Below are 20,835 nucleotides of genomic sequence, written 5' to 3'. Positions count from 1 at the left end.
GTTTGACTAGCTCATAAAACTAATTTGTTTTAAAACGTCTAAGACGTTTGTTAATTTGGAATTAACGTTGACATATTGTCATTCAGTTTTCAATGTTCATTTAAAATATTCAATGGAGCGGGTGATGGGAATCGAACCCACAACATCAGCTTGGAAGGCTGAGGTTTTGCCATTAAACTACACCCGCAGATGCGCTTCCTTAATGATATTTGATGCGGCCGAGAGGACTTGAACCTCCACGGGATCTCTCCCACTAGGCCCTCAACCTAGCGCGTCTGCCATTCCGCCACGACCGCTTGGGTTTGCTAATCATTAAGAAAAAATACTTTTTTATTTTTACAACGTATTTAATTGTAACACCTTTGTAATACGTTGTCAATGCTTTTTTAAAACTTTTTATAAGTTCTTAAAAATTGTATTGAAATCTTAATCCCTTTTTTTAGGACATTTACTATCATATAACATCGTCGATACAAAGTCAACACTTTCATCAATCTTTTTTCAAAGTTTTTTAGAAAACTTTATGTATGATATAGAAAGACAAAAGAACCTGCAACACTAAAACACTTTTTGTATCACAGATTCTTTATTCTAAACTATTTTAAATGTTTGTGCAAGCGTAATTTTCCTTTGCACTTTCCGCACACCATTTTCTTCGTGTTTACTTTTCTGATCCTCTTAAAAGTTTCTCCGCAACCAACACACTTATAAATATAGTTTGCACGTTCTTCATAACTATCAATAGCAGCACAAAATCTTGGTGCTCCTACTTTTTGACTTAACATTTTAAAATCGGCATCTTTATGCTTATAACCTTTTCTCTGCAAATGAAGATGGTAATGGCACAATTCATGTTTGATAATATCGATTAAAGCTTTTTCGCCAAATTTTTCAAATTGCTTCGGATTAATTTCTATATCATGAGACACTAATAAATAACGACCGCCAGTAGTTCTTAATCTTGGATTAAAATACGCATTATGTCTAAACAGCAATCCGAATTCATTTTCCGAAATACTTTCAGTCAGTTTTTGCAATTTATCATTGTCAATTATTTTATTATTCATTAGGGTTAATCATTGTCAATGAAACTTTGTTTTTCTGTGCATCTGCACTCAATACCCAAACATCAACAATATCTCCTACATTTACTATATCCATCGGGTTCTTGACAAATCGTTTAGACAACTGGGAGATATGCACAAGACCATCTTGTTTTACACCAATGTCCACAAAAGCTCCAAAATCAACGACATTTCTAACCGTACCACTCAATTTCATACCTTTTGTTAAATCTTCTATAGATAAGACATTAGATTTCAATATTGGCGTTTCATATTCATCACGCGGATCTCTATTAGGTGCAACTAATGCAGCTACAATATCTTCTAATGTAGGAATACCCACATTTAATTTCTCTGCAGTAGTTTGTAAATCTAAACTAGTAAGTTTATCTTTTAATGTTTTACTTCCGATATCCGCTTCTGTCAGTTCTTCTTCTTTCAACAATTGATACGCAACTTCATAACTTTCTGGATGAATCGCCGTATTATCAAGTGGTTCTTTTCCATTAACAATACGTAGGAACCCAATACTTTGTTCAAAAGTTTTCGGTCCAAGACGTTTAACTTTACTAATTTGTTTATGATGTGTCAAAGCACCATTTTCTTCTCGGTAGTCAATAATATTCTGTGCAATTTGCGGAGATAAACCAGCTACGTGCTGCAATAATGATTGCGAAGCTGTATTCACATCCACCCCTACTTGGTTAACAGCTGTTTCAACTACGAAATCCAAAGCACTTTCGAGTGACTTTTGATTCACATCGTGTTGATATTGACCTACACCTATTGATTTAGGATCAATTTTTACAAGTTCACTTAATGGATCTTGAACACGTCGTCCGATAGAAACAGCACTTCTTTCCTCTACTTGGAAATCCGGAAATTCTGCACGGGCTACATCCGAAGCAGAGTATACTGAAGCACCTGCTTCATTAACTATAATAAATTGAACGTCTAAATGATGTTTTTGTATTAAATCTGCAATAAATTGTTCAGTTTCTCGACTTGCTGTTCCATTACCAATTGCAATTAAACTTACATTGTAATCATTAATGAATTGAAGTAATGTTTTTTCAGCTTCTTTTGTTTTTGAAACTGGAGGATGCGGATACATCACACCTTTAGCTACAAAAGACCCAAAAGGATTAATAACTGCAAGTTTACAACCAGTTCGAAATGCTGGGTCTACACCTAATATTTGTTTTCCTTTTAATGGAGGTTGTAATAAAAGGTGTTTTAAGTTGACACTGAATACTTCTATTGCATGCGTTTCTGCCTTTTCGGTTAAATCTGAACGAATTTCCCTTTCAATGGATGGCATAATCAATCGTTTCAAACTATCTTTAATTGCTTCTTTGATATAGCGAGTACCTTCGTGATTATTTTTCACTTCTTGTCTTTCTATATCTTGTTCAATTTTCTCTGTATCCATTTCAACTTTAATAGAAAGTACTTTTTCTTTTTCACCGCGGTTCATAGCTAGAATTCTGTGATTGGCAATCTTATTGACAGGTTCAGAGAAATCATAATACATCTCAAATGTTTGTTTCTCATCTTCAGCTTTTTTCTTTTTTTGTGTTGTAATAAGACCTCTTTTTAATGTATCATTTAAAATTTTATTACGATATTTAGGGTTATCAGAAATCCATTCAGCAATAATATCTTGTGCCCCAACTAAAGCATCTTGAGCTGTAGTAACTTCTTCATTTATAAATTGTTCAGCATGAATTTCAGGCTTTTCGTTTATCTTATCTTGTTTTAACCATTTAGCTAAAGGTTCAAGGCCTTTTCTTTTTGCTTCTGTCGCTCTAGTTTTCTTTTTTTGTTTATACGGACGATATAAATCTTCGACACGTTGTAATTTAGTTTGTTTCAAAATATCTTTTTTTAAATCTTCTGTTAGCAAACCTTGTTGTTCTATATTATGTATCACTTCTTCTTTTCTTTTTTGCAATTGTTCCATATAGTGATACTCATCAGCTATCTTTTTAATTTCAACTTCATCTAATCCGCCTGTACGTTCTTTGCGATAACGTGCAATAAAAGGCACTGTGTTATTTTCTTCTAATAAAGAAAGAACAGCTGTAATTTGTTTTTTTGAAAAATCATATTGTTGTTCAATCGTTTTAATTAATTGTGAATCCAATGCGCACACTCCTATTTATTAATACTACAATTTTACCATATATCAGAAATTAGGACTGAAACACAATATATACGTTTCAGTCCTAATTACTGTTTGATATTTAATTCAACTTATTTTTTCGCGGCTTGTTGCAATTTTTTAATTGCATTACGCTGCAAACGAGATACATGCATTTGACTCAAACCGATACGTTCACCGGTTTCTTTTTGACTTAAACCTTCAATAAATGTACATTGAATGATTTCTCTTTCTCTGTCTGTCAGAATCGGTAAAATTCTCTCTAGAATCATACGTTTTTCAGTTAAGTCATAGCCACCTTCTTGTTCACCCATAATATCTAATAAGGTAACTGTTGAACCATCTTTATCCGCTTCAATTGAATGATCAACACTCAAAGCGTTATAACTTTGTCCCATCTCCATCGCTTCTAGTACTTCTTCATCCGTTACTTCTAATCTTTCGGCAATTTCACTAATTGATGGCGAACGTTCAAGTTCGTTAGTTAATTCATCTGTAGTTTTTTTAATTCTTGGTCCGATTTCTTTAATTCTTCTTGGAACATGAACACTCCAAGTCTTATCTCTTAAATATCGCTTGATTTCACCTATCACAGTAGGCACCAAAAAAGCCTCAAACTTTCTTCCAAAGTTGATATCGAAGCGATTAATTGCTCCAATTAATCCCACCATTCCTACTTGTACTAAATCTTCATGATGTGATTGACCTTTGGAATACTTAAATGCTAAAGATTCAATCAACTTTTGATAATGTTTAACGAGCTTATCTTGGGCGCCTGTATTTTCATCATTTTGATGTTGTCTAATCCATTCATTGATTTGTTCAGGTGAAATATCGTTAACTGATTTCGACTCTTTCGCCATTATTTCGCACCTGCTCTTTTTTTATATACTTAATCATACTTATCGTTACGCCATTATCTTTGTTGACTTTAACTTCATCCATTAATGATTCAATCAAGAATAATCCTAAACCGCCTTCTCTTAAGAAATCAATATTCTCATCTTCTTGATAAGGGCCTAACTCTTTTTTCTTCTCTTCATAATCAAAGCTTTGTCCTTGATCAGAAACTACAACTCTAATTTTATCTTCATAAATTTCGAAACACAAATAAATTGCAGCATCAACATCTTCACCTTTATAAGCATGTTTGACTGCATTAGTAACCGCTTCACTTACTGCGATTTTTGCATCTTCAATATCATCATATGAAGCCCCCGCACGAGAAAATACACCTGATAAAGTTAAACGAATCAAGCTGACATATTCAGCTTCTGCAGGTAACTTCATTTCAATTACATTCCGCTTGGCTAGCATGTCATTCTACCTCCGATCCTTCATTTACGTGCATCAAGTCGCTTAAACCAGTGATTTCAAATAAACGGCTGATACGATCTGAAGCGCCGATAATGTATAACTCTTTATCATTTTGGTTTAAAGCTTTTAATGTACCTACGAATAAACCTAATCCAGTTGAATCCATATAACTAACATTTGCCAAGTTGACATGTACATCATGTGTACCTTCTTGCTTAATTGGAGTCAATACCTTTTCCAAATCTGGAACAGTGTATACGTCTAACTCTCCTCCAACTTTAATCTCGTAATAATCATCATATTTTTGTGTCTCTATATTTAAGTTCATTAAGTGTTACACTCCAGTCTGTTCATATTTCAGTCACTTATATACCCCTTTTGATTAGGGATTAATCATTTTTTTGTTAATTTACACGCTTAATAATTAAAATGGTTAAATCATCGCGCTTCCCAGATTTTTGGATGCCTAGTAATTCTTCATACAATAATTGAACAATATCTTGAGGATGCAGGTCTTTGTATTTATGTATGAAATCAAGCAAGTAATTAATATCTATAAACTTGCCGTTTTCATCACGTATTTCGGTTACACCATCTGTAAAAATAATGATTAAGTCATTTAAATAAATTGGAATCTCTTGTTGCTTATAGCGTTCGAGTTGTCTAACACCTAACACGCGTCCTCTGACATCAATTTCTTCAAATTCATCTTGTTCCGCCCTGAATACATATCCCGGCTCATGACCAGCCGAACTGCAATAAAGCAAATGATTCATTTCTTCATAAAGACCATAAAACATTGTTACAAACATATCTTGATTGACATTTTTTTCAACAACCCTATTTAATCGTTTCAACCCATCACTTGGTAATTGGGAATGACCATATGAATCCATACCGAACTTAATCATACTCATAGCTAATGCTGCTGGAATACCTTTTCCGATAACATCAGCTACAGCAAAGCTCATCGTGCCATCTTTATGATCAATCAGATTAAAATAATCGCCGCTCACTTTTTGGGCAGCAACAGAAATTACTCCAATTTGAATACTGTCGAATTGAGGAATCTCTGTTTGCAGCATTGTTTGCTGAAGGCGCGAAGCTAAATCCATTTCTTTATCATGATAGTATAACTTATCAACTAATTCTTGATAGTCCTTATAACTGTATCCGTAAGTTTGCGCAATTGTTTTTAAAATTTCTAAAGACATTAAAATTTGATCTTTTGATAAATCTAATTCTTTTGCACATTCCTTATGGATGTCCAGTACATTTTCAGCATGGATGTGTTTTTCTAAAATTTCTTGTCCGAAATCTTTGAATTGATTAAGCACAGCTTGCTTGTTGTAGGACTCTACATATAATTGCAACATTCGCAAATATTTCCCTTTAAATTCTTCCACTTGTATCGTCCTTCTTTCTGAATTCTCTTTTTAACCTTAATTATAAAAGGTATAGACACCTTTGTTTTTGTAATTGATTAATAAAAACTTTCGGCTTCTATAATATTTTATATGTAAAAAAGGGTTCTATACTAAATCGGACTGGTGAGAAAATCACTCGTCCGATTTTTTGATATAAAAATAGCGCAATTATCTCTATAATTTAAAGTGACCAAACCCAAATTAAAGGAGATAAGTTGCGCCTATGAATCATTTTATATCAACTACACTGGGAATTAAAGATAAAAATATAGAATTCGATACTAAGGTTGAAGAAAAAGAGTATAAAGGAAAAACGTGTCTATTCTACTTTGGAAAATTGACGTACGTTCCTGAGCACTGTGAAAACTGCGGCTTTAAAAATACCGAGTACTCCATTATAAAAAATGGAATGAAGAATTCCCGTATTACGATACCTAAGGTATCTGAAAGACAAGCCTATTTGAACCTGAAGAAGCAGCGTTTTTACTGTAAGCACTGCTGTACGCACTTCACTGCTGAAACAAAAATAGTTGAGAGACATTGCCATATTTCGGATAATACCCGTTTAGCTGTTTTGCAGAAAGCTACCGAAATCCGTTCTCAAAAATCAATTGCTGAATCGTGTGCTGTCGGGGCTTCTACAGTTGCTCGGATGATAGATAAAGCTGCTTCTCAGATTGCTCAAAAGCCGTTCAGCGCTTTGCCTGAACATTTAATGATGGATGAATTCAAAAGTGTCAAACATGTCAGCCATAATATGAGTTTTATTTATGCTGATGCTGTGTCCCATCGTATCGTAGATATTGTTCCCGATCGCAGATTGGCAGCTCTGAAAACGCACTTTTATCGTTATTCACTAGCTGAAAGACAACGTGTGAAGACGGTATCTATCGATATGTACGAACCTTATATGTCTTTGATCAACGAAGTATTCCCTAATGCCAAAATTATTATAGACCGATTCCATATTGTACAATCATTGAATCGTGCTTTGAATATGACTCGTGTCAGTGTTATGAATACTTTCCGAAATAACGACAGACCGCTTTACAATAAATATAAGCGTTACTGGAAACTGCTTTTGAAACCTTATGAACAATTGGAGATGTTCGAATATAATAAAGTTCCTCTGTTCAAACAATGGAAAACCACCAAAGGAATTGTAGATTTCTTATTGGATTTTGATGATAAATTGTTAAACACGCATCACTATGTCCATCAGCTGCGTTACGCTTTAAAAGAAAATGATGAACAGTTATATACATCAACCATACAGGCAATAACCATGGGAAACATTGCCCCCAAACTTCAAATTTCCATCAGAACACTTAAAAATTATCATGACATGGTACTGAATACTTTGGAATATTCGAATCTGACCAACGGTCCGCTCGAAGGTATTAATAATAAGATCAAACTGATAAAAAGGGTTTCTTTCGGTTATAGAAACTTCACTAATTTGCGCAATCGTATTATTTTATGTACGAGACTTTTTTCCTCGAATCCTAAAAAAGAGATTAAGCAGCTAAAAGCTGCTTAACCTCTATAATTTGAGCCACCAGTCCTATTTGACAGAGAGCCTAAAAAAGAGGCAAAAACCAATAACAGCATCTCTAGGAACGCCATATTAACCTATATTGATAGTCGAGCAATAAAGTCATACGTGTACCCTAAGCTGAAATTGTTTCTCTGCCTCTTTAAACATTTAGTTCAGTCTCTACAATTGGTGCAAGTCTGAACAAAGTTGTAAGGCAACATTCATATCTTGCCTCAACCTTTTGTAATTTAATTGTTGTTTGAATTCCAATTAATTGCGATGTGTCAAGCCTAAGCTGATTTGAATCGCATTATCAATTTCTTTCATCTTTTCGTCTGATAAATATGTCAGTTTTTCTTTAAGTCGCTTTTTATCGACTGTTCTTATCTGTTCTAGTAAAATAACTGAATCTTTGTCCAATTTATATTTACTTTTTTCAATTTCAACATGAGTAGGAATTTTTGCTTTATTAATCCGTCCAGTCATTGCAGCTACAATGACTGTTGGACTATACTTATTTCCAGTGTCGTTTTGTATAATTACAACAGGCCTAACTCCCCCTTGTTCAGAACCTTGCACTGGCGATAAATCAGCTAAGTAAACATCGCCTCTCCTCATCATTCATCCTTGTCAAAAGCTAAATATGATTCATTGCAATCACAGGCTTCACATTCTACTGAAAATGCCTCCGTTGCGAGGGAGAGATTTAAGTCAGCCATCTGTGCATAGCCTTCTTTCAGTGACTGTTCTAAACTATAACTTCTATTCTGATTAAAAGTTGACATGAGTAAGACCTCCAAGAATTAAAGAAATACTAATTTAATATTCAAACTTATAATAACAAATTTCAAAATACCTGACCATACTATTTTTGCAATTCGTTAACAATATCAAATACTTTTTCCGGCTCATATATTCTTGGAACACGTCTTCCGATGCGACAAAGCACTTCATAATTAATAGTTTGCTGTTGTTTTGCAAAAGATAATAATGATTGCGGACCGTTATGTTCACGATTTAACAATGTCACTTTGTCCCCGACATTAAACGCTTCATTTTCAGGTAATACAATCATCATTTGATCCATGCATACACGACCGATAATCGTACATTGCTGTCCATTCACTTCTACATTAGTTCCTTGCATCATTCGTGGAAAACCATCTGCATAACCGACAGGTAAAATTGCAATCTTTTCAGCTTTTTCTGCGGTATAAGTGGAACCGTAACTTACAGTATCGCCTATTTCTAAATGCTTAACATCAACGATTTCTGTCACCCATTCAGCACAAGGATACAATTCAGCATGTGTCTGTTGTTCAACATATTCAGATGGATAATAACCATATAACGAAATACCTGTTCGCACCATATTGCAAATAGGTGCATCAAACAAAATGGTACCTCCAGAGTTTTGTGCATGTACATAAGGCGGATGAGAAATTGAATTCACCCAGTTTTCAAATATTTCATATTGTTCTTTTGTATGCGGGCTGTCTTCATCAGCTTGTGCAAAATGTGTAAATACACCTTCAAAAATCAAATGTTCATGTGACTGTATTAAATCAACCACTTTTTGATAGTCGTCTGCTGATTTTACACCTAAACGTCCCATACCTGTATCGATTTTGACATGCAGCCATAAATCTTTTTCTAAATCGTCATCAAGATATTTAATTGCTTCTTCCAACCATGCGTATGAAGGTACTGTTAAAGCAACCCGATGTTGGATTGCTTTATTAATATCTTTAGGCATTACAACGCCTAAGATTAATATTTTCGTATCAATTCCGTGCATTCTTAATTCAATTGCTTCATCCAAAGTGGCAACGCCGAAAAATTCAACCCCGTTTTCTTTTAAATAGTGGCCGACATTTACACTTCCCATACCATAAGCATTCGCTTTAATTACTGGCATCACTATTTTATTGGGTTGTAATTTGCCTAGTACTTGATAGTTTTTTAATATTGCTTCTAAATCTACCTTAAGATACGTAGGCCGATAAAATTTATCCGCCATGATCTTCAACTCCTTTATTTTAAACCGATTCTTTCAGTTTAATTCAACAATACTATTATTATATTACATTTTCTCAAGAATCACCTGACTCGCGGCATAATTTTCAGTATGAGTAATACTGACATGTACTTTAAATCCTTCAAACTGAATAAAAGGACGTCCTAATTCATCATTTTGACAATTAATATCTTGGAAACTTACATGTTTTCCTAAACCTGTTCCTAAAGCTTTACTGAATGCTTCTTTACACGCAAAACGTCCTGCTAAAAATTCAGCCCGCCGTTGTTCATGAGAAAAGTTTTCAAATTTAGTTAATTCATCTTTACTCAAAATACGCTCAGGCAACTTTTTTTGACGTTTTAGCAATGTTTTGATTCGACTAATCTCAATTAAGTCGATTCCAATACCATATATCAACTTATTCACCCACTTCTGATTCTTCGCTTATATTTAATGAAGAATGTTTGATATTATTCATAATTTGTTGCGCTGTTGTTTTATCGATTAATATAATTTCTGCATTACCGCCAGCTGTCGAAAGGTTCAAAGTCGCAAGTTGATATTTACGCATCAACCATCCTTCTTCTATATCTACATTTTGAATACGAAACAATGGAATTTTCAAATGTTTTACAAACCACATGCCCTCTTGGACAGTAATAGAATGTGTTTTCAATAAATAACCATGTTGCCGATTCATTAACCATGGGCGCATGATACAATCTCCTATAATTTGTATGGCAATAAGTACAGCTACAATCACACAAGTAATTTTAAAAGGTGTATCGCTTAGCCAATGCAACCACAAATGATCAATTACTAAAGCAGCAATTAAACATACCGCAATGATTACCGTACGTATCACTGCACCGATAACCAGCACTTTTTTTCCTTTGGGAGACATACGATTAAGCTTCATAATTCCCCTCCTTCAAGTACCAATTTTCCAGTTCATCTGCTTTATTATTTTGGACGAAGCGCAAGCCTATATTTAGACTTCCTGCGCCTTTTGCTGCAATAAAATTAAAATGAGCAAGTTCCGCCCTTCTTAAAAATGGATTTTGTCTTTTCTCAAACCCAACAAGTTTATTTTTACTTGTGTAAAAATAGCGTGTACGAATTAATTGAGAATGTTTCAGTGTTAATTCATCAGAAGAAATATGCAATCCTGAATACTTCACAGTTATAATACTATTAATAATTACGAGTACAATTAATAATAATGCAATTATCATAGCCCAGGCATTCCAAAAATAATATCCTGCTATTCCAGCAATAAGTATAATTCCACCACTGATTTGAGCATTACGTCGAATACCACCTTTTGGCAAACCTGTCTCAACAGATTGAAAACTTAGAGAGGGAACTAAATAATGCAGCATTTCGTATGTTTTTTCTCGTTTCATAAAAGGAAGTATCACAACTTGTCCAGAAGCAGATTCACTTTCCATTGTATTAATACCATCACTTGTAATTACAAAATAAATCGATGTATACCCTAGTATTCTGCGAAAGAATGACTGCTTTTCAACTACAGCTTGAATACGTTTTGTAGGGACTGTCAGACTTTTCACATTCAGTAATCCATGTTTAATTTTTAATTGATGATTCTCTTCTTTTAACGTATAACCATAAAATCTTGTAAATTCAATAATTACACCGATGATATAAGCAATCAACAAACCGAATACAATAAGTATTATTGTTGTAATATAAGCAGCTTGTGCAATGTGTTGAAATTGCTTAAAAATATGATCCCATGGTATAACGCTTTGTAAACTCCCGAGTATCGGCATAATTGTTAGTATTGCAATCACAATAGAACCACTCGTTAATGACATTAGAGTAAGTTCTTTTAAGGACAAACGATAAATTGTTTTTTGATTTTGGTTATGCTCTGCTTCATTCTCACTATCAATATCTTCTGTCATATCAATTGAGTTTTGAACTTTTTTAATTTGCTGTTCGATATATTCACTCTGCGCTTTAGACACAATCTCAAGCTTTATACTGTCACTCGGCACTTTTATTTCTAAAATCAAGCCGCCAAACACTCTATTCACAATATCTTGTGACGTATCGACAGATTGTATACGTTGTATATCTAACTCTTTCCGCTTCTTATTAAATACACCATGTGTAACGATGAAATGATTATTCTCAATCCAATACCTCGTAGTAAAAACTTTTGCTGCATTGATAATAAATGAAACTATAAATAAAATAAGCAAAATACCAGGCCAAATGTATTGTTTAAAATCAGCAAAGTGAAAATCTTTAATATTGATAAAAAAAAGAATGATTACAATAAAATTTTGTTTTATTGTTTTAATTAAACCTGACAAATAAGAAATAGGATGTAATTTTTCTGGTTTAAACATCTGCATCTACCTTTTCTAAGTAATCCATACAATATTCTTCCATTTCTTTTGTTGTATCTTCATTAACCAATGGAAGTATAATCTCATGACCAGCTGTCACGATATAATTTTTACATAAGCCGAATCGATTTAATAACGGACCTGTTTTACGTTCTAAATATTGAACTCTATCCAACTTAATGACTGATTCTTTTTTAAAAAAGAATGTATTAATGATTATAATGTGGTTATCAGATAGAGTGAAATATCTATGCTGCCATAAAACCCATGGTTGAACAGCATAAAATAGTACTTGCAGCAGTAGTAATATACCAAAGCAATATATGACCCATGGCGACCAATTAAAATAATAAGTCAAGCCACAGAAAACTAGTGCTATCATTAAAGTTATCAAAAATCTTAAAATGAAACTTAAATAATAATAACCCAAAACTTTTCTAGGACTTTGCTGTTTGTATTCCATTAAGTTGCCCGCTCCTATCATAAATTATTTATACATATAGTCATATTCTAACAATAACCGAAACAAATTTGGAGAATTTTATAATTTATTTTTAAAACAAAAAAAGCACTGATTCGATAATTTCGAACCAATGCTTTTTACCATTTATAAACCAATTAACTATTTTTGCATGTCAGCAAATGTACGTCCTTTGATTGGTTTTTTATGATCTTTTTTGTCATTTTTAAATTTTTTGCCGCTATTATTTTTACCGCCTTTGTTACCTTTGCCGCGACGGTTTTTATTATCAAATTTATTGTTTGAACGTTTATTTGGTTTACCGCTTCTGCGTGGGCCTTTTCCGTTATGGCGACCACCTTTGCGAGCAAGCGGTTTTTCAAATGTCAATTGTACTTCTACTTCATCATTTGCTTCAACTAATTCTTGAAGTAAAGCTGATACAAGTTCTACGTCATTATATTCATTTAACAATTGAGAAGAGATATCTTGCAAACGTTCTGAATGCTCTTGAGACATCCATTTTTCAACTTTTTCTTTAATATCATTTTCACGCGCACGCAACACTTCTTTACGGTGCGGAGGACGTAAAGCTCTCATGCGGCGGTCATTTGTTTGTTCGATTTGACGGATATAATCCATTTCAATCGGGTTCACAAATGTAACAGCGATACCTTTTTTACCAGCACGACCTGTACGACCAATACGGTGTGTATAACTTTCAGTATCTTGAGGAATATCGAAGTTATAAACATGGCTGACACCTGAGATATCTAATCCACGTGCAGCAACATCTGTTGCAACTAAAATGTCAATCTGATCATTTTTGAATTTTTTCAATACCTCTAAACGTTTTGCTTGAGTAATGTCGCCATGCAAGCCTTCTGCTTTATAACCTTTAGAAATTAATGCACTTGTCAACTCATCTACACGACGTTTTGTACGACCGAATACAATCGCCAATTCAGGTTGATGTACATCTAAGAAATTAGTAAACGTTTCAAATTTTTCTAGTTCTTTTACAATTGTATAATATTCATCAATTTGAGGATCTGACATTTCGTTATTCATTGTTTTAACAATTTTTGGTGATTTCATAAATTGTTGAACAAGCGTTTGAATTGCTTTTGGCATTGTTGCTGAGAACAACATTGTTTGTCTATCTTCAGATGGAAGATGATCCATAATAAATCTCATATCATCAATGAATCCCATGTTCATCATTTCATCTGCTTCATCAATAATCAATGTTTTAATATCGTCTGTTTTCAAAGTACGACGATTTAAATGGTCAATAACACGACCTGGTGTACCTACCACAATTTGCGGTCCTTTTTTCAAGGCTTTGATTTGACGTCCAATCGGCATACCACCGAATACTGTCGCAACTTGAACGCGTTGTCCGCGACTAAAAGCTCTTAATTGTTCTGCAACTTGCATTGCCAACTCACGTGTCGGAGCTAAAATCAATGCTTGCACGCCTTCTTTATCTACTACTTTTTCTATTAATGGGATACCGAATGCACCTGTTTTACCAGTACCTGTTTGTGCTTGTCCTAAGATGTCTAATCCGTGTAAAGCGTAAGGGATACTATCTGTTTGGATTGGAGTCGGTTCTTCAAAACCCATATTACCAAGTGTTTCGGCTGTTTTATCTGAAACACCTAAATCTTTAAATTTTTGCAAATTAATTCTCCTTTATATATGGTCGAGACGACTTTGATGATCGTGTGCTCTTCAATTCGGTCGATATACGTCATCTATAAGCTTACTTTTCATCTAAAAAAACGATAAAAAATGAGCGGTCAAATTTCAAATATTTTCGTTATTTTTATAAAATATCTAATAACGACGAGCACCCGCCCCCACCTTGTCTTTAATTTTCATCAACTTCTATATAATACCACCTAGCGCCTATTATAGCAACGAAGCAATTTTCAATGTTAATATAAAAAAGTTAGTAAAATGATAAGAATTACTGTAGTTAAAGCTATTATCATCTTACTAACTTATATTTATAATTTTTTTAATTGTTATGAATTAAAGCATCTGAGACCTCTTCTAATTTCATACCGCGAGATCCTTTGATTAAAATTTTATCTTCAGCTTGTGCATGTTGTGTAATAAAATCAATCAATTCTTTTTTATTGTTAAAGTGATAAGCCTCATCTACGTTCACTTTACCATTTTCATAAATATGAACCGCTTCATCACCAAACGTCAACAATAAATTAATGCCTTTACCTTGTAAATAGTCGCCGACTGAAGCATGCATTTCAGCACTATTCTCACCTAATTCTAAGACATCAGCTAAAATCAGAACTTTACGTCCTTCCATTGCTGATAGAGTATTAATTGCAGCTTTCATGCTTGTTGGACTTGCATTATACGCATCATTGATTACTGAGATATTTGAATCTGTACGATGTAATTCCATACGCATACCTGTCAGTTTCACTTTTGAAATATTTTCTTGAATTGCTTCATATGAAAGTCCAAGTATTTTTCCAATCGAAATCGCAATTGCAGCGTTACGCATATTATGTGTACCTAAAATCGGAATTTGATAATGTTCATTTGTATTTAAACTGAAAGCTATCCCCATTGCGTCATGTTGTTCGACATGACAAACCACACTATTATCTTGAGCTAGACCAATGCTGATAGATTCAGTATCTTTTAACGTCTCAACATGAGGTTTTAATAAAGGTTCATCGCCATCATAAATAAAGACACCATTTGGTTTTAGTCCTGAAACAATTTCAAATTTAGCACGTGCAATACCTTCTCTTGAGCCTAAATCTTGCATGTGTGATTCACCGATATTGGTAATTACTGCAATATCCGGATGCGCTATTTCTGACAGCAATTCAATTTCATGAAAACCAGACATTCCCATTTCTAAAATAGAAATTTCTGTATCTTCATCAAGTTGTAAAATGGTAAGCGGCATGCCAATTTCGTTATTATAGTTACCTTGTGTTTTCTTTACTTTGAAAGCAGGTTTTAAAACACTTTCAATCATATCTTTCGTAGTTGTTTTACCGTTTGAGCCAGTTACTGCAATCACTTTTGGATTAACATGTTTTAAGTATGCTTTGGCTAATTCTTGCAAAGCCAATAACGTGTCATCGACCCAAATAATCGGACCATTTACATCATGGTCTAATTCAACATCTTTTTGATAAAATGATGCGCCTGCTCCGTCCTCTAAAGCTTGTTCAACAAATCGGTGCCCATCTGTATTTTCACCTTTAAACGGCACAAACAAGTTATTTTCATCTATATGTCGAGAGTCAATTGATACGCCGTGTATTTTATGTTGTAAATATTGATCGTCTATCTCACATGGAATCCATTCTTTAATTTGTTTTAATGTCACATCAATCATAAAAGCACTACCTTAATCAATTTTGTATTTATTTTTTTGTTTTTCAACATGTTTCTCTTTAGCAAGTTCAATTAATTTCGTAATCAAATCTACATAAGATAAGCCCATGTTTTCCCATAAACTTGGATACATGCTGTATTGTGTAAATCCTGGCATAGCATTTGTTTCATTAATAAAGATTTGGTTATCTTCAGTTACAAAGAAGTCTGCACGTAAAAGTCCCGCACAATCTGTTGCTTTAAAAGCTTCAGCAGCCATGTTACGTAAAGTCGTTTGCACTTCTGAATCTAAGTCAGCTGGAATTGATAGCTGCACTTTCCCATCTAAATATTTAGATTTGTAATCATAGAAAGCAACATCTTTCACTACTTCTCCAGGTTGTGTTGTTTCTGGATAGTCATTTCCTAATACAGCTACTTCAATTTCTCGAGCTTCTATACCTTGTTCGATTACTAATTTTCTATCGAATTGGAAAGCTTCTTCAATACCAGATTTCAATTCTTCTTCGTTATTACATTTACTGATTCCGACACTTGATCCTAAGTTCGCTGGTTTAACGAAGACTGGAAATTCTAATTTGTCTTTTACCAGTTTCAAAATATTGCTTTGGTACTTTTCATATTCACTTCTTAAGAAGCTGACATACGGAAGTTGCGGTAATCCTCTGTGAGCAAATAATTGTTTCATGACTAATTTGTCCATTGTACTTGAAGCAGCTAGCACACCATTTCCTACGTATGGTAAGTCTAGCACTTCAAATAAACCTTGGATTGTACCGTCTTCTCCATTTGGACCGTGTAGCAATGGGAATACTGCTGCATATGGCTGACCTGAACTGCTGTTAGTGAGCAAGTTAGATATTTCACCTTCTTCAACTTCCTCTAGACGTAAACTTTCTACATCTTCCACATTTTCAGTAATGTCATCTTTTTTCTTCCAAGCACCATCATTCGTGATATAAATGATGTCAACTTGATAGTCATCTTTATTGATTGCATTTAATACATTTTGCGCAGTTAAAATTGATACATCGTGTTCTGCGCTTTTTCCACCATAAATGATGCATATGTTTTCTTTAGCCATATTCTTTCCTCCAAACGCATTGTTAAACTTTATTTTATCACGATTTTAAACCAGATTGCATGTGATAGCTGAGTAAATTTGAATTCACAAACTTTTAATAGCCGATAGACTATATATAGGTACAGGTTAAAACGCAAATATGCTATAGTTTGAGTTATAATGATTTTTAAAATATCAACAACGACGATTCTATCTTTTTAAATAAAGGTATATACTAAAGAAAAAAGAAATAGCAATTTAAAAGGGGAACTTACCAATGAAAGCAACACGTCAAAAGCCCAGCAAATCATGGCTGCGGCGTATCGATTGGGTACTGATCGGTATTTTAATCGTAATGGCTGCTATCAGTGTATTGTTTATTCAATCTGCTATGGGCGGCGGTCAATACAGTGCTAATTTCAGTATCCGTCAAATTCTATATTACATACTTGGTGGCATTATCGCCTTTGCAATTATGTTAATCTCACCTAAACGCATCATGAAATACACTTATACATTGTATTTTATCGTTTGTATCTTATTAATAGGATTATTGGTTTTACCAGAAACACCTATCACACCCATTATAAATGGTGCGAAAAGTTGGTATAGTTTCGGACCAATCAGTATCCAGCCTTCTGAATTTATGAAAATCATCTTGATATTAGCGTTAGCTAAAATCGTATCGAGACATAATAAATACACATTTAATAAGTCACTAGAATCTGACTTTAAGCTCTTCATGAAAATTTTATTAGTCTCTGCTTTGCCAATGATTCTTATTTTATTACAAAACGACTTAGGAACAACTTTGGTTTGTCTCGCAATTATCGTCGGTGTTTTCATTGTCAGCGGTATTACTTGGAAAATATTAGCACCTATTTTTCTTACAATCATGTTTGTAGGCGGATTCTTTATTCTTTCCATTATATATAAACCCTCACTGATAGAAAGCGGCTTTGGCATTAAAACTTATCAATTAGGCCGTATTGCTTCATGGCTTGATCCTTACGCTTATAGTTCTGGTGATGGTTACCATTTGACTGAATCGCTAAAAGCAATCGGTTCTGGACAATTATTTGGTAAAGGCTTAAATAATGGCGAAGTATATATACCAGAAAACCATACAGACTTCATTTTCTCTGTAATTGGAGAAGAATTCGGTTTTATCGGTGCAGTTGCTGTTATTATCGTTTTCTTAATTTTACTTTTCCATCTTGTAAGATTAGCAAGTAAAACAGACAATATTTATAATAAAACGTATATCATCGGATTCGTATCATTAATTTTATTCCATGCAGTTCAAAACATGGGTATGACAATACAATTACTGCCTATCACAGGTATTCCGCTTCCATTCATCAGTTATGGAGGAAGCTCGCTTTGGAGTTTAATGGTAGGTATTGGTATCGTTTTATCAATTTACTATCATCAGCCTACACCTTATCAACCAGATTTATTACGTTCAAAAACAACTAAACCAAATTGAAATTAAAAAACAGGTTATCAGAGCAAAACATTCAATCGAATGTTGTCTGATAACCTGTTTTTTTCGGGTTGAAATAATATTATTTTAACTTTGGTGTTGCTACGGATGTATTGGGTAACGTGTGCATAATCTCTAAGCGTGATTTAGTTTTCTTAATATTAACACCGAGCGAAGACAATAACTGAACGACATTACGTAATTTATCTGTACTATTATTCATTATGTTCACCCCATCTTCGAATTACTTATATATAAGTTACTTTTATTCTACCCCAAAAAATATTCATTTACTACATTATTTTTGTAAATTTTTCTGGTATTTAACTTTTTGAAGACGCAAAGCATTGAGTACGACAGAAACTGAACTGAAAGCCATCGCTGTTCCAGCTATCCAAGGCGCTAATAAACCGAACGCTGCTACTGGAATACCTACTGCGTTATAACAAAATGCAAAGAACAGATTTTCTTTAATATTTTTCAGCGTTTTCTTACTCATATCAAGTGCAATATCTACTTTTTGGATATCTCCGCCGACAATCATAATATCGCCCGCTTCAATCGCTATATCAGAACCCGTACCCATAGCTAAGCCTATATTACTTTTAGCTAAAGCAGGTGCATCATTAATACCATCACCGACCATCATGACATTCTTGCCTTCATCTTGCAGAAGTCCAATTTGATTTGCTTTATCATCTGGTTTAACACCAGCTATTACGTGCTTGATACCTAATTCACCAGCAATAGTTTCAGCTGTCGTTTGTGTATCACCGCTTAACATAATGATTTCATATTCATCGCGTAATTGATGAATAAGATTTTTAGCTGTTTCTTTAGGTTCATCTCTTAAAGCAATCATGCCGGCAAATTTACTATCAATTGCCGCTAAGACAACAGTGGCTCCTTGTTTTTGCAAACCTTCTATATCTTTTTCAAGTTGATCATCCCACTCGTCTAACTTAGGTTGAATAAAACTGATAGAACCAATTTGAATATTTTGACCATTAATTTCGCCGCTTATACCATTACCTGCATGCGTTTGATATTGTTCGACTATAACTGAAGGTGTATCTGCATAATATTCTGTAATAGCTTGAGAAAGTGGATGTTCTGATTGTTGTTCCATACTCTTTACAAGTGTTCCGAATTGCTGATTGTCTGTATTATCGATCACTTTAAAAACTGTAGGGTGTCCTTCTGTTAAAGTACCTGTTTTATCAAATACAATAGTATTCACATTTTGAGTTTGTTCTAATGCTTCTGAAGATTTGAATAAAACACCTAATTCAGCTGCCCGACCAGAACCTGCCATAATCGATGTCGGTGTTGCAAGGCCTAATGCACATGGACAAGCAATCACAATTACAGCGATGAAAACTTCTAAACTAGATTGGAAATTAAGTGGTGTAACCAAACTGAACCAAATAATGAAGACAACTAGTGCAATCATTAATACTGTCGGCACAAAAATACCAGATATTTTATCAGCTAGGCGTTGAATGTTTGGTTTTTCACCTTGTGCTTCTTCCACAATACGAATAATTTGATTTAAAACTAAATCATCGCCCGTTTGAGTGACTTTAACTTTAATAAAGTTACCGTGATTAAGCGTTGCACCAATCACTTGATCACCTTTTTCCTTATCAACAGGGATACTTTCTCCAGTCAGCATAGATTCGTCTATACTCGTATCTCCTTCTGCAATTTCACCATCTAGCGGAATATATTCTCCGCTTTTAATAAGCAAGATATCACCTTTTTGAACTTGGTCTACAGGAACTTCAACCGCTTCTCCATCTCTTTCCACACGTGCTTCTTTAACTTGCAGCGATAACAATTTATTAATCGCATCACTCGCATGGCCTTTAGCTTTAGCTTCAAAATATTTACCTAACAAGATTAAAGTAATTAAGACTGCACTTGTTTCAAAATATAAAGGAATATGTGTCTCACCATAATGAATAATGGCTAAATAAATACTATAGAAATAAGCCGCTGAAGTACCAAGTGCAACAAGCACATCCATGTTGGCACTCTTATTTCTCAATGAACTGTATGCCCCTTTATAAAATTGCCATCCTAATATAAATTGGACTGGTGTCGCTAAAATAAATTGGAACCAAGGTTGCACCATAAAATGAGGTAACGGTAAGAAACTTAGAAAACTAAAATGCCCCACCATGGTATAAATGAGCGGTATTGATAAAATAAGAGATACGATGAATTTATATTTTTGTTTATCTAATTCTTTTTTCTTTCTTTTTTGTGTTTCTTCAGCCGTTTCAATCGCAATGGGTTCATATCCTAAATTTTTTACTTTTTCAAAGATTTCATTTATATCGATATCATTGCCGTTAAAATCAACCGCTGCTTTTTCAGTTACCAAATTGACGTTGGCACTATCAACGCCTTCAGTTCTATTTAAAACGCGTTCTATCCTTGTAGAACATGCAGCACACGTCATACCTGAAATTTTAAATTCCGCTTTTTCCAACATCCTCACTCCTTATACCCTACAAGGGT

20 protein-coding genes and 2 tRNA genes are annotated in these 20,835 nt (G+C 34.0%); 2 read left to right on the top strand and 20 right to left on the bottom strand.

What is annotated here, in order from left to right; genetic code table 11:
* Positions 1–113: 113 nt before the first annotated feature.
* The 8 genes from A4G25_RS12345 to A4G25_RS12310 all read right to left on the bottom strand — a co-directional run bounded on the left by A4G25_RS12345 (position 114) and on the right by A4G25_RS12310 (position 5,951).
* A tRNA-Gly gene (locus tag A4G25_RS12345) sits at positions 114–187 on the bottom strand.
* Between the two features lie 26 nt (positions 188–213).
* A tRNA-Leu gene (locus A4G25_RS12340) sits at positions 214–296 on the bottom strand.
* A gap of 300 nt (positions 297–596) precedes the next feature.
* The gene (locus A4G25_RS12335) at positions 597–1,052 is read right to left on the bottom strand and encodes a SprT family protein (protein WP_047133047.1); all 456 of its coding nucleotides are present in this window, start codon (positions 1,050–1,052) and stop codon (positions 597–599) included.
* A 7-nt stretch (positions 1,053–1,059) separates the two neighbouring features.
* Entirely contained in the window at positions 1,060–3,210 is a 2,151-nt protein-coding gene (locus A4G25_RS12330) for a Tex family protein (protein WP_047133043.1), read from the bottom strand.
* Positions 3,211–3,320: 110 nt separating this feature from the next.
* Positions 3,321–4,091: an RNA polymerase sigma factor SigB gene (sigB, locus tag A4G25_RS12325; RefSeq protein WP_047133044.1), complete on the bottom strand. Its 771-nt coding sequence runs from the start codon at positions 4,089–4,091 to the stop codon at positions 3,321–3,323.
* Positions 4,066–4,545 (bottom strand): anti-sigma B factor RsbW, encoded by a 480-nt coding sequence (rsbW, locus tag A4G25_RS12320; protein WP_047133045.1) that lies wholly within the window; start codon positions 4,543–4,545, stop codon positions 4,066–4,068. Before rsbW ends, sigB begins: the two co-directional genes overlap by 26 nt.
* A 1-nt stretch (position 4,546) precedes the next feature.
* Positions 4,547–4,873 carry an anti-sigma factor antagonist gene (locus A4G25_RS12315; RefSeq protein WP_015900817.1) on the bottom strand — a complete coding sequence of 109 codons (327 nt, stop codon included), beginning with the start codon at positions 4,871–4,873 and terminating at the stop codon, positions 4,547–4,549.
* Between the two features lie 76 nt (positions 4,874–4,949).
* On the bottom strand, positions 4,950–5,951 hold the full coding sequence (locus A4G25_RS12310) for a PP2C family protein-serine/threonine phosphatase (RefSeq protein WP_047133046.1): 1,002 nt from the start codon (positions 5,949–5,951) through the stop codon (positions 4,950–4,952).
* A 244-nt stretch (positions 5,952–6,195) separates the two neighbouring features.
* On the opposite strand from A4G25_RS12310, the gene A4G25_RS12305 reads away from it, so the two are divergent.
* Positions 6,196–7,512 (top strand): ISL3 family transposase, encoded by a 1,317-nt coding sequence (locus A4G25_RS12305; protein ID WP_063164607.1) that lies wholly within the window; start codon positions 6,196–6,198, stop codon positions 7,510–7,512.
* Between the two features lie 267 nt (positions 7,513–7,779).
* Here the strand turns inward: A4G25_RS12305 and A4G25_RS12300 are convergent, their stop codons facing one another.
* The 10 genes from A4G25_RS12300 to A4G25_RS12255 all read right to left on the bottom strand — a co-directional run bounded on the left by A4G25_RS12300 (position 7,780) and on the right by A4G25_RS12255 (position 16,844).
* Complete coding sequence (locus A4G25_RS12300) at positions 7,780–8,130, bottom strand: type II toxin-antitoxin system PemK/MazF family toxin (RefSeq protein ID WP_082107871.1); 351 nt, start codon at positions 8,128–8,130, stop codon at positions 7,780–7,782.
* Positions 8,127–8,294 carry a type II toxin-antitoxin system antitoxin MazE gene (gene mazE / locus A4G25_RS12295; RefSeq protein WP_015900820.1) on the bottom strand — a complete coding sequence of 56 codons (168 nt, stop codon included), beginning with the start codon at positions 8,292–8,294 and terminating at the stop codon, positions 8,127–8,129. Before mazE ends, A4G25_RS12300 begins: the two co-directional genes overlap by 4 nt.
* Positions 8,295–8,374: 80 nt before the next feature.
* Positions 8,375–9,529, bottom strand: coding sequence for an alanine racemase (gene alr / locus A4G25_RS12290; protein ID WP_047132378.1), 1,155 nt, complete (start codon positions 9,527–9,529; stop codon positions 8,375–8,377).
* Positions 9,530–9,592: 63 nt separating this feature from the next.
* Positions 9,593–9,946: a holo-ACP synthase gene (acpS, locus tag A4G25_RS12285; RefSeq protein WP_047132377.1), complete on the bottom strand. Its 354-nt coding sequence runs from the start codon at positions 9,944–9,946 to the stop codon at positions 9,593–9,595.
* Position 9,947: 1 nt separating this feature from the next.
* The gene (locus tag A4G25_RS12280; protein ID WP_047132376.1) at positions 9,948–10,448 is read right to left on the bottom strand and encodes a PH domain-containing protein; all 501 of its coding nucleotides are present in this window, start codon (positions 10,446–10,448) and stop codon (positions 9,948–9,950) included.
* Positions 10,438–11,910, bottom strand: coding sequence for a PH domain-containing protein (locus A4G25_RS12275; RefSeq protein WP_047132375.1), 1,473 nt, complete (start codon positions 11,908–11,910; stop codon positions 10,438–10,440). The genes A4G25_RS12280 and A4G25_RS12275 overlap by 11 nt, the downstream gene beginning before the upstream one ends.
* Complete coding sequence (locus tag A4G25_RS12270; RefSeq protein ID WP_169923500.1) at positions 11,903–12,292, bottom strand: PH domain-containing protein; 390 nt, start codon at positions 12,290–12,292, stop codon at positions 11,903–11,905. Before A4G25_RS12270 ends, A4G25_RS12275 begins: the two co-directional genes overlap by 8 nt.
* Positions 12,293–12,532: 240 nt before the next feature.
* On the bottom strand, positions 12,533–14,056 hold the full coding sequence (gene cshA / locus A4G25_RS12265; RefSeq protein ID WP_047132373.1) for a degradosome RNA helicase CshA: 1,524 nt from the start codon (positions 14,054–14,056) through the stop codon (positions 12,533–12,535).
* 340 nt (positions 14,057–14,396) lie between these two features.
* On the bottom strand, positions 14,397–15,761 hold the full coding sequence (locus tag A4G25_RS12260; protein ID WP_047132372.1) for a UDP-N-acetylmuramoyl-tripeptide--D-alanyl-D-alanine ligase: 1,365 nt from the start codon (positions 15,759–15,761) through the stop codon (positions 14,397–14,399).
* 12 nt (positions 15,762–15,773) lie between these two features.
* A complete protein-coding gene (locus tag A4G25_RS12255; RefSeq protein WP_047132371.1) occupies positions 15,774–16,844 on the bottom strand; it encodes a D-alanine--D-alanine ligase in 1,071 nt (356 codons plus the stop codon).
* Between the two features lie 256 nt (positions 16,845–17,100).
* Here A4G25_RS12255 and A4G25_RS12250 point away from each other — a divergent pair, with 256 nt between their 5' ends.
* Positions 17,101–18,312: an FtsW/RodA/SpoVE family cell cycle protein gene (locus A4G25_RS12250; protein WP_047132370.1), complete on the top strand. Its 1,212-nt coding sequence runs from the start codon at positions 17,101–17,103 to the stop codon at positions 18,310–18,312.
* 79 nt (positions 18,313–18,391) lie between these two features.
* On the opposite strand, the gene A4G25_RS13120 is transcribed toward A4G25_RS12250, so the two are convergent.
* Positions 18,392–18,532 (bottom strand): Lmo0850 family protein, encoded by a 141-nt coding sequence (locus tag A4G25_RS13120; RefSeq protein ID WP_165380001.1) that lies wholly within the window; start codon positions 18,530–18,532, stop codon positions 18,392–18,394.
* A 75-nt stretch (positions 18,533–18,607) separates the two neighbouring features.
* The gene (locus tag A4G25_RS12245; protein ID WP_047132369.1) at positions 18,608–20,809 is read right to left on the bottom strand and encodes a heavy metal translocating P-type ATPase; all 2,202 of its coding nucleotides are present in this window, start codon (positions 20,807–20,809) and stop codon (positions 18,608–18,610) included.
* Positions 20,810–20,835: the final 26 nt, after the last annotated feature.

Source organism: Staphylococcus condimenti, from assembly GCF_001618885.1.
Classification (GTDB): domain Bacteria; phylum Bacillota; class Bacilli; order Staphylococcales; family Staphylococcaceae; genus Staphylococcus; species Staphylococcus condimenti.
The sequence above is the reverse complement of the archived record's forward strand: the minus strand, read 5'-3'. Positions and strand labels throughout refer to the sequence as shown.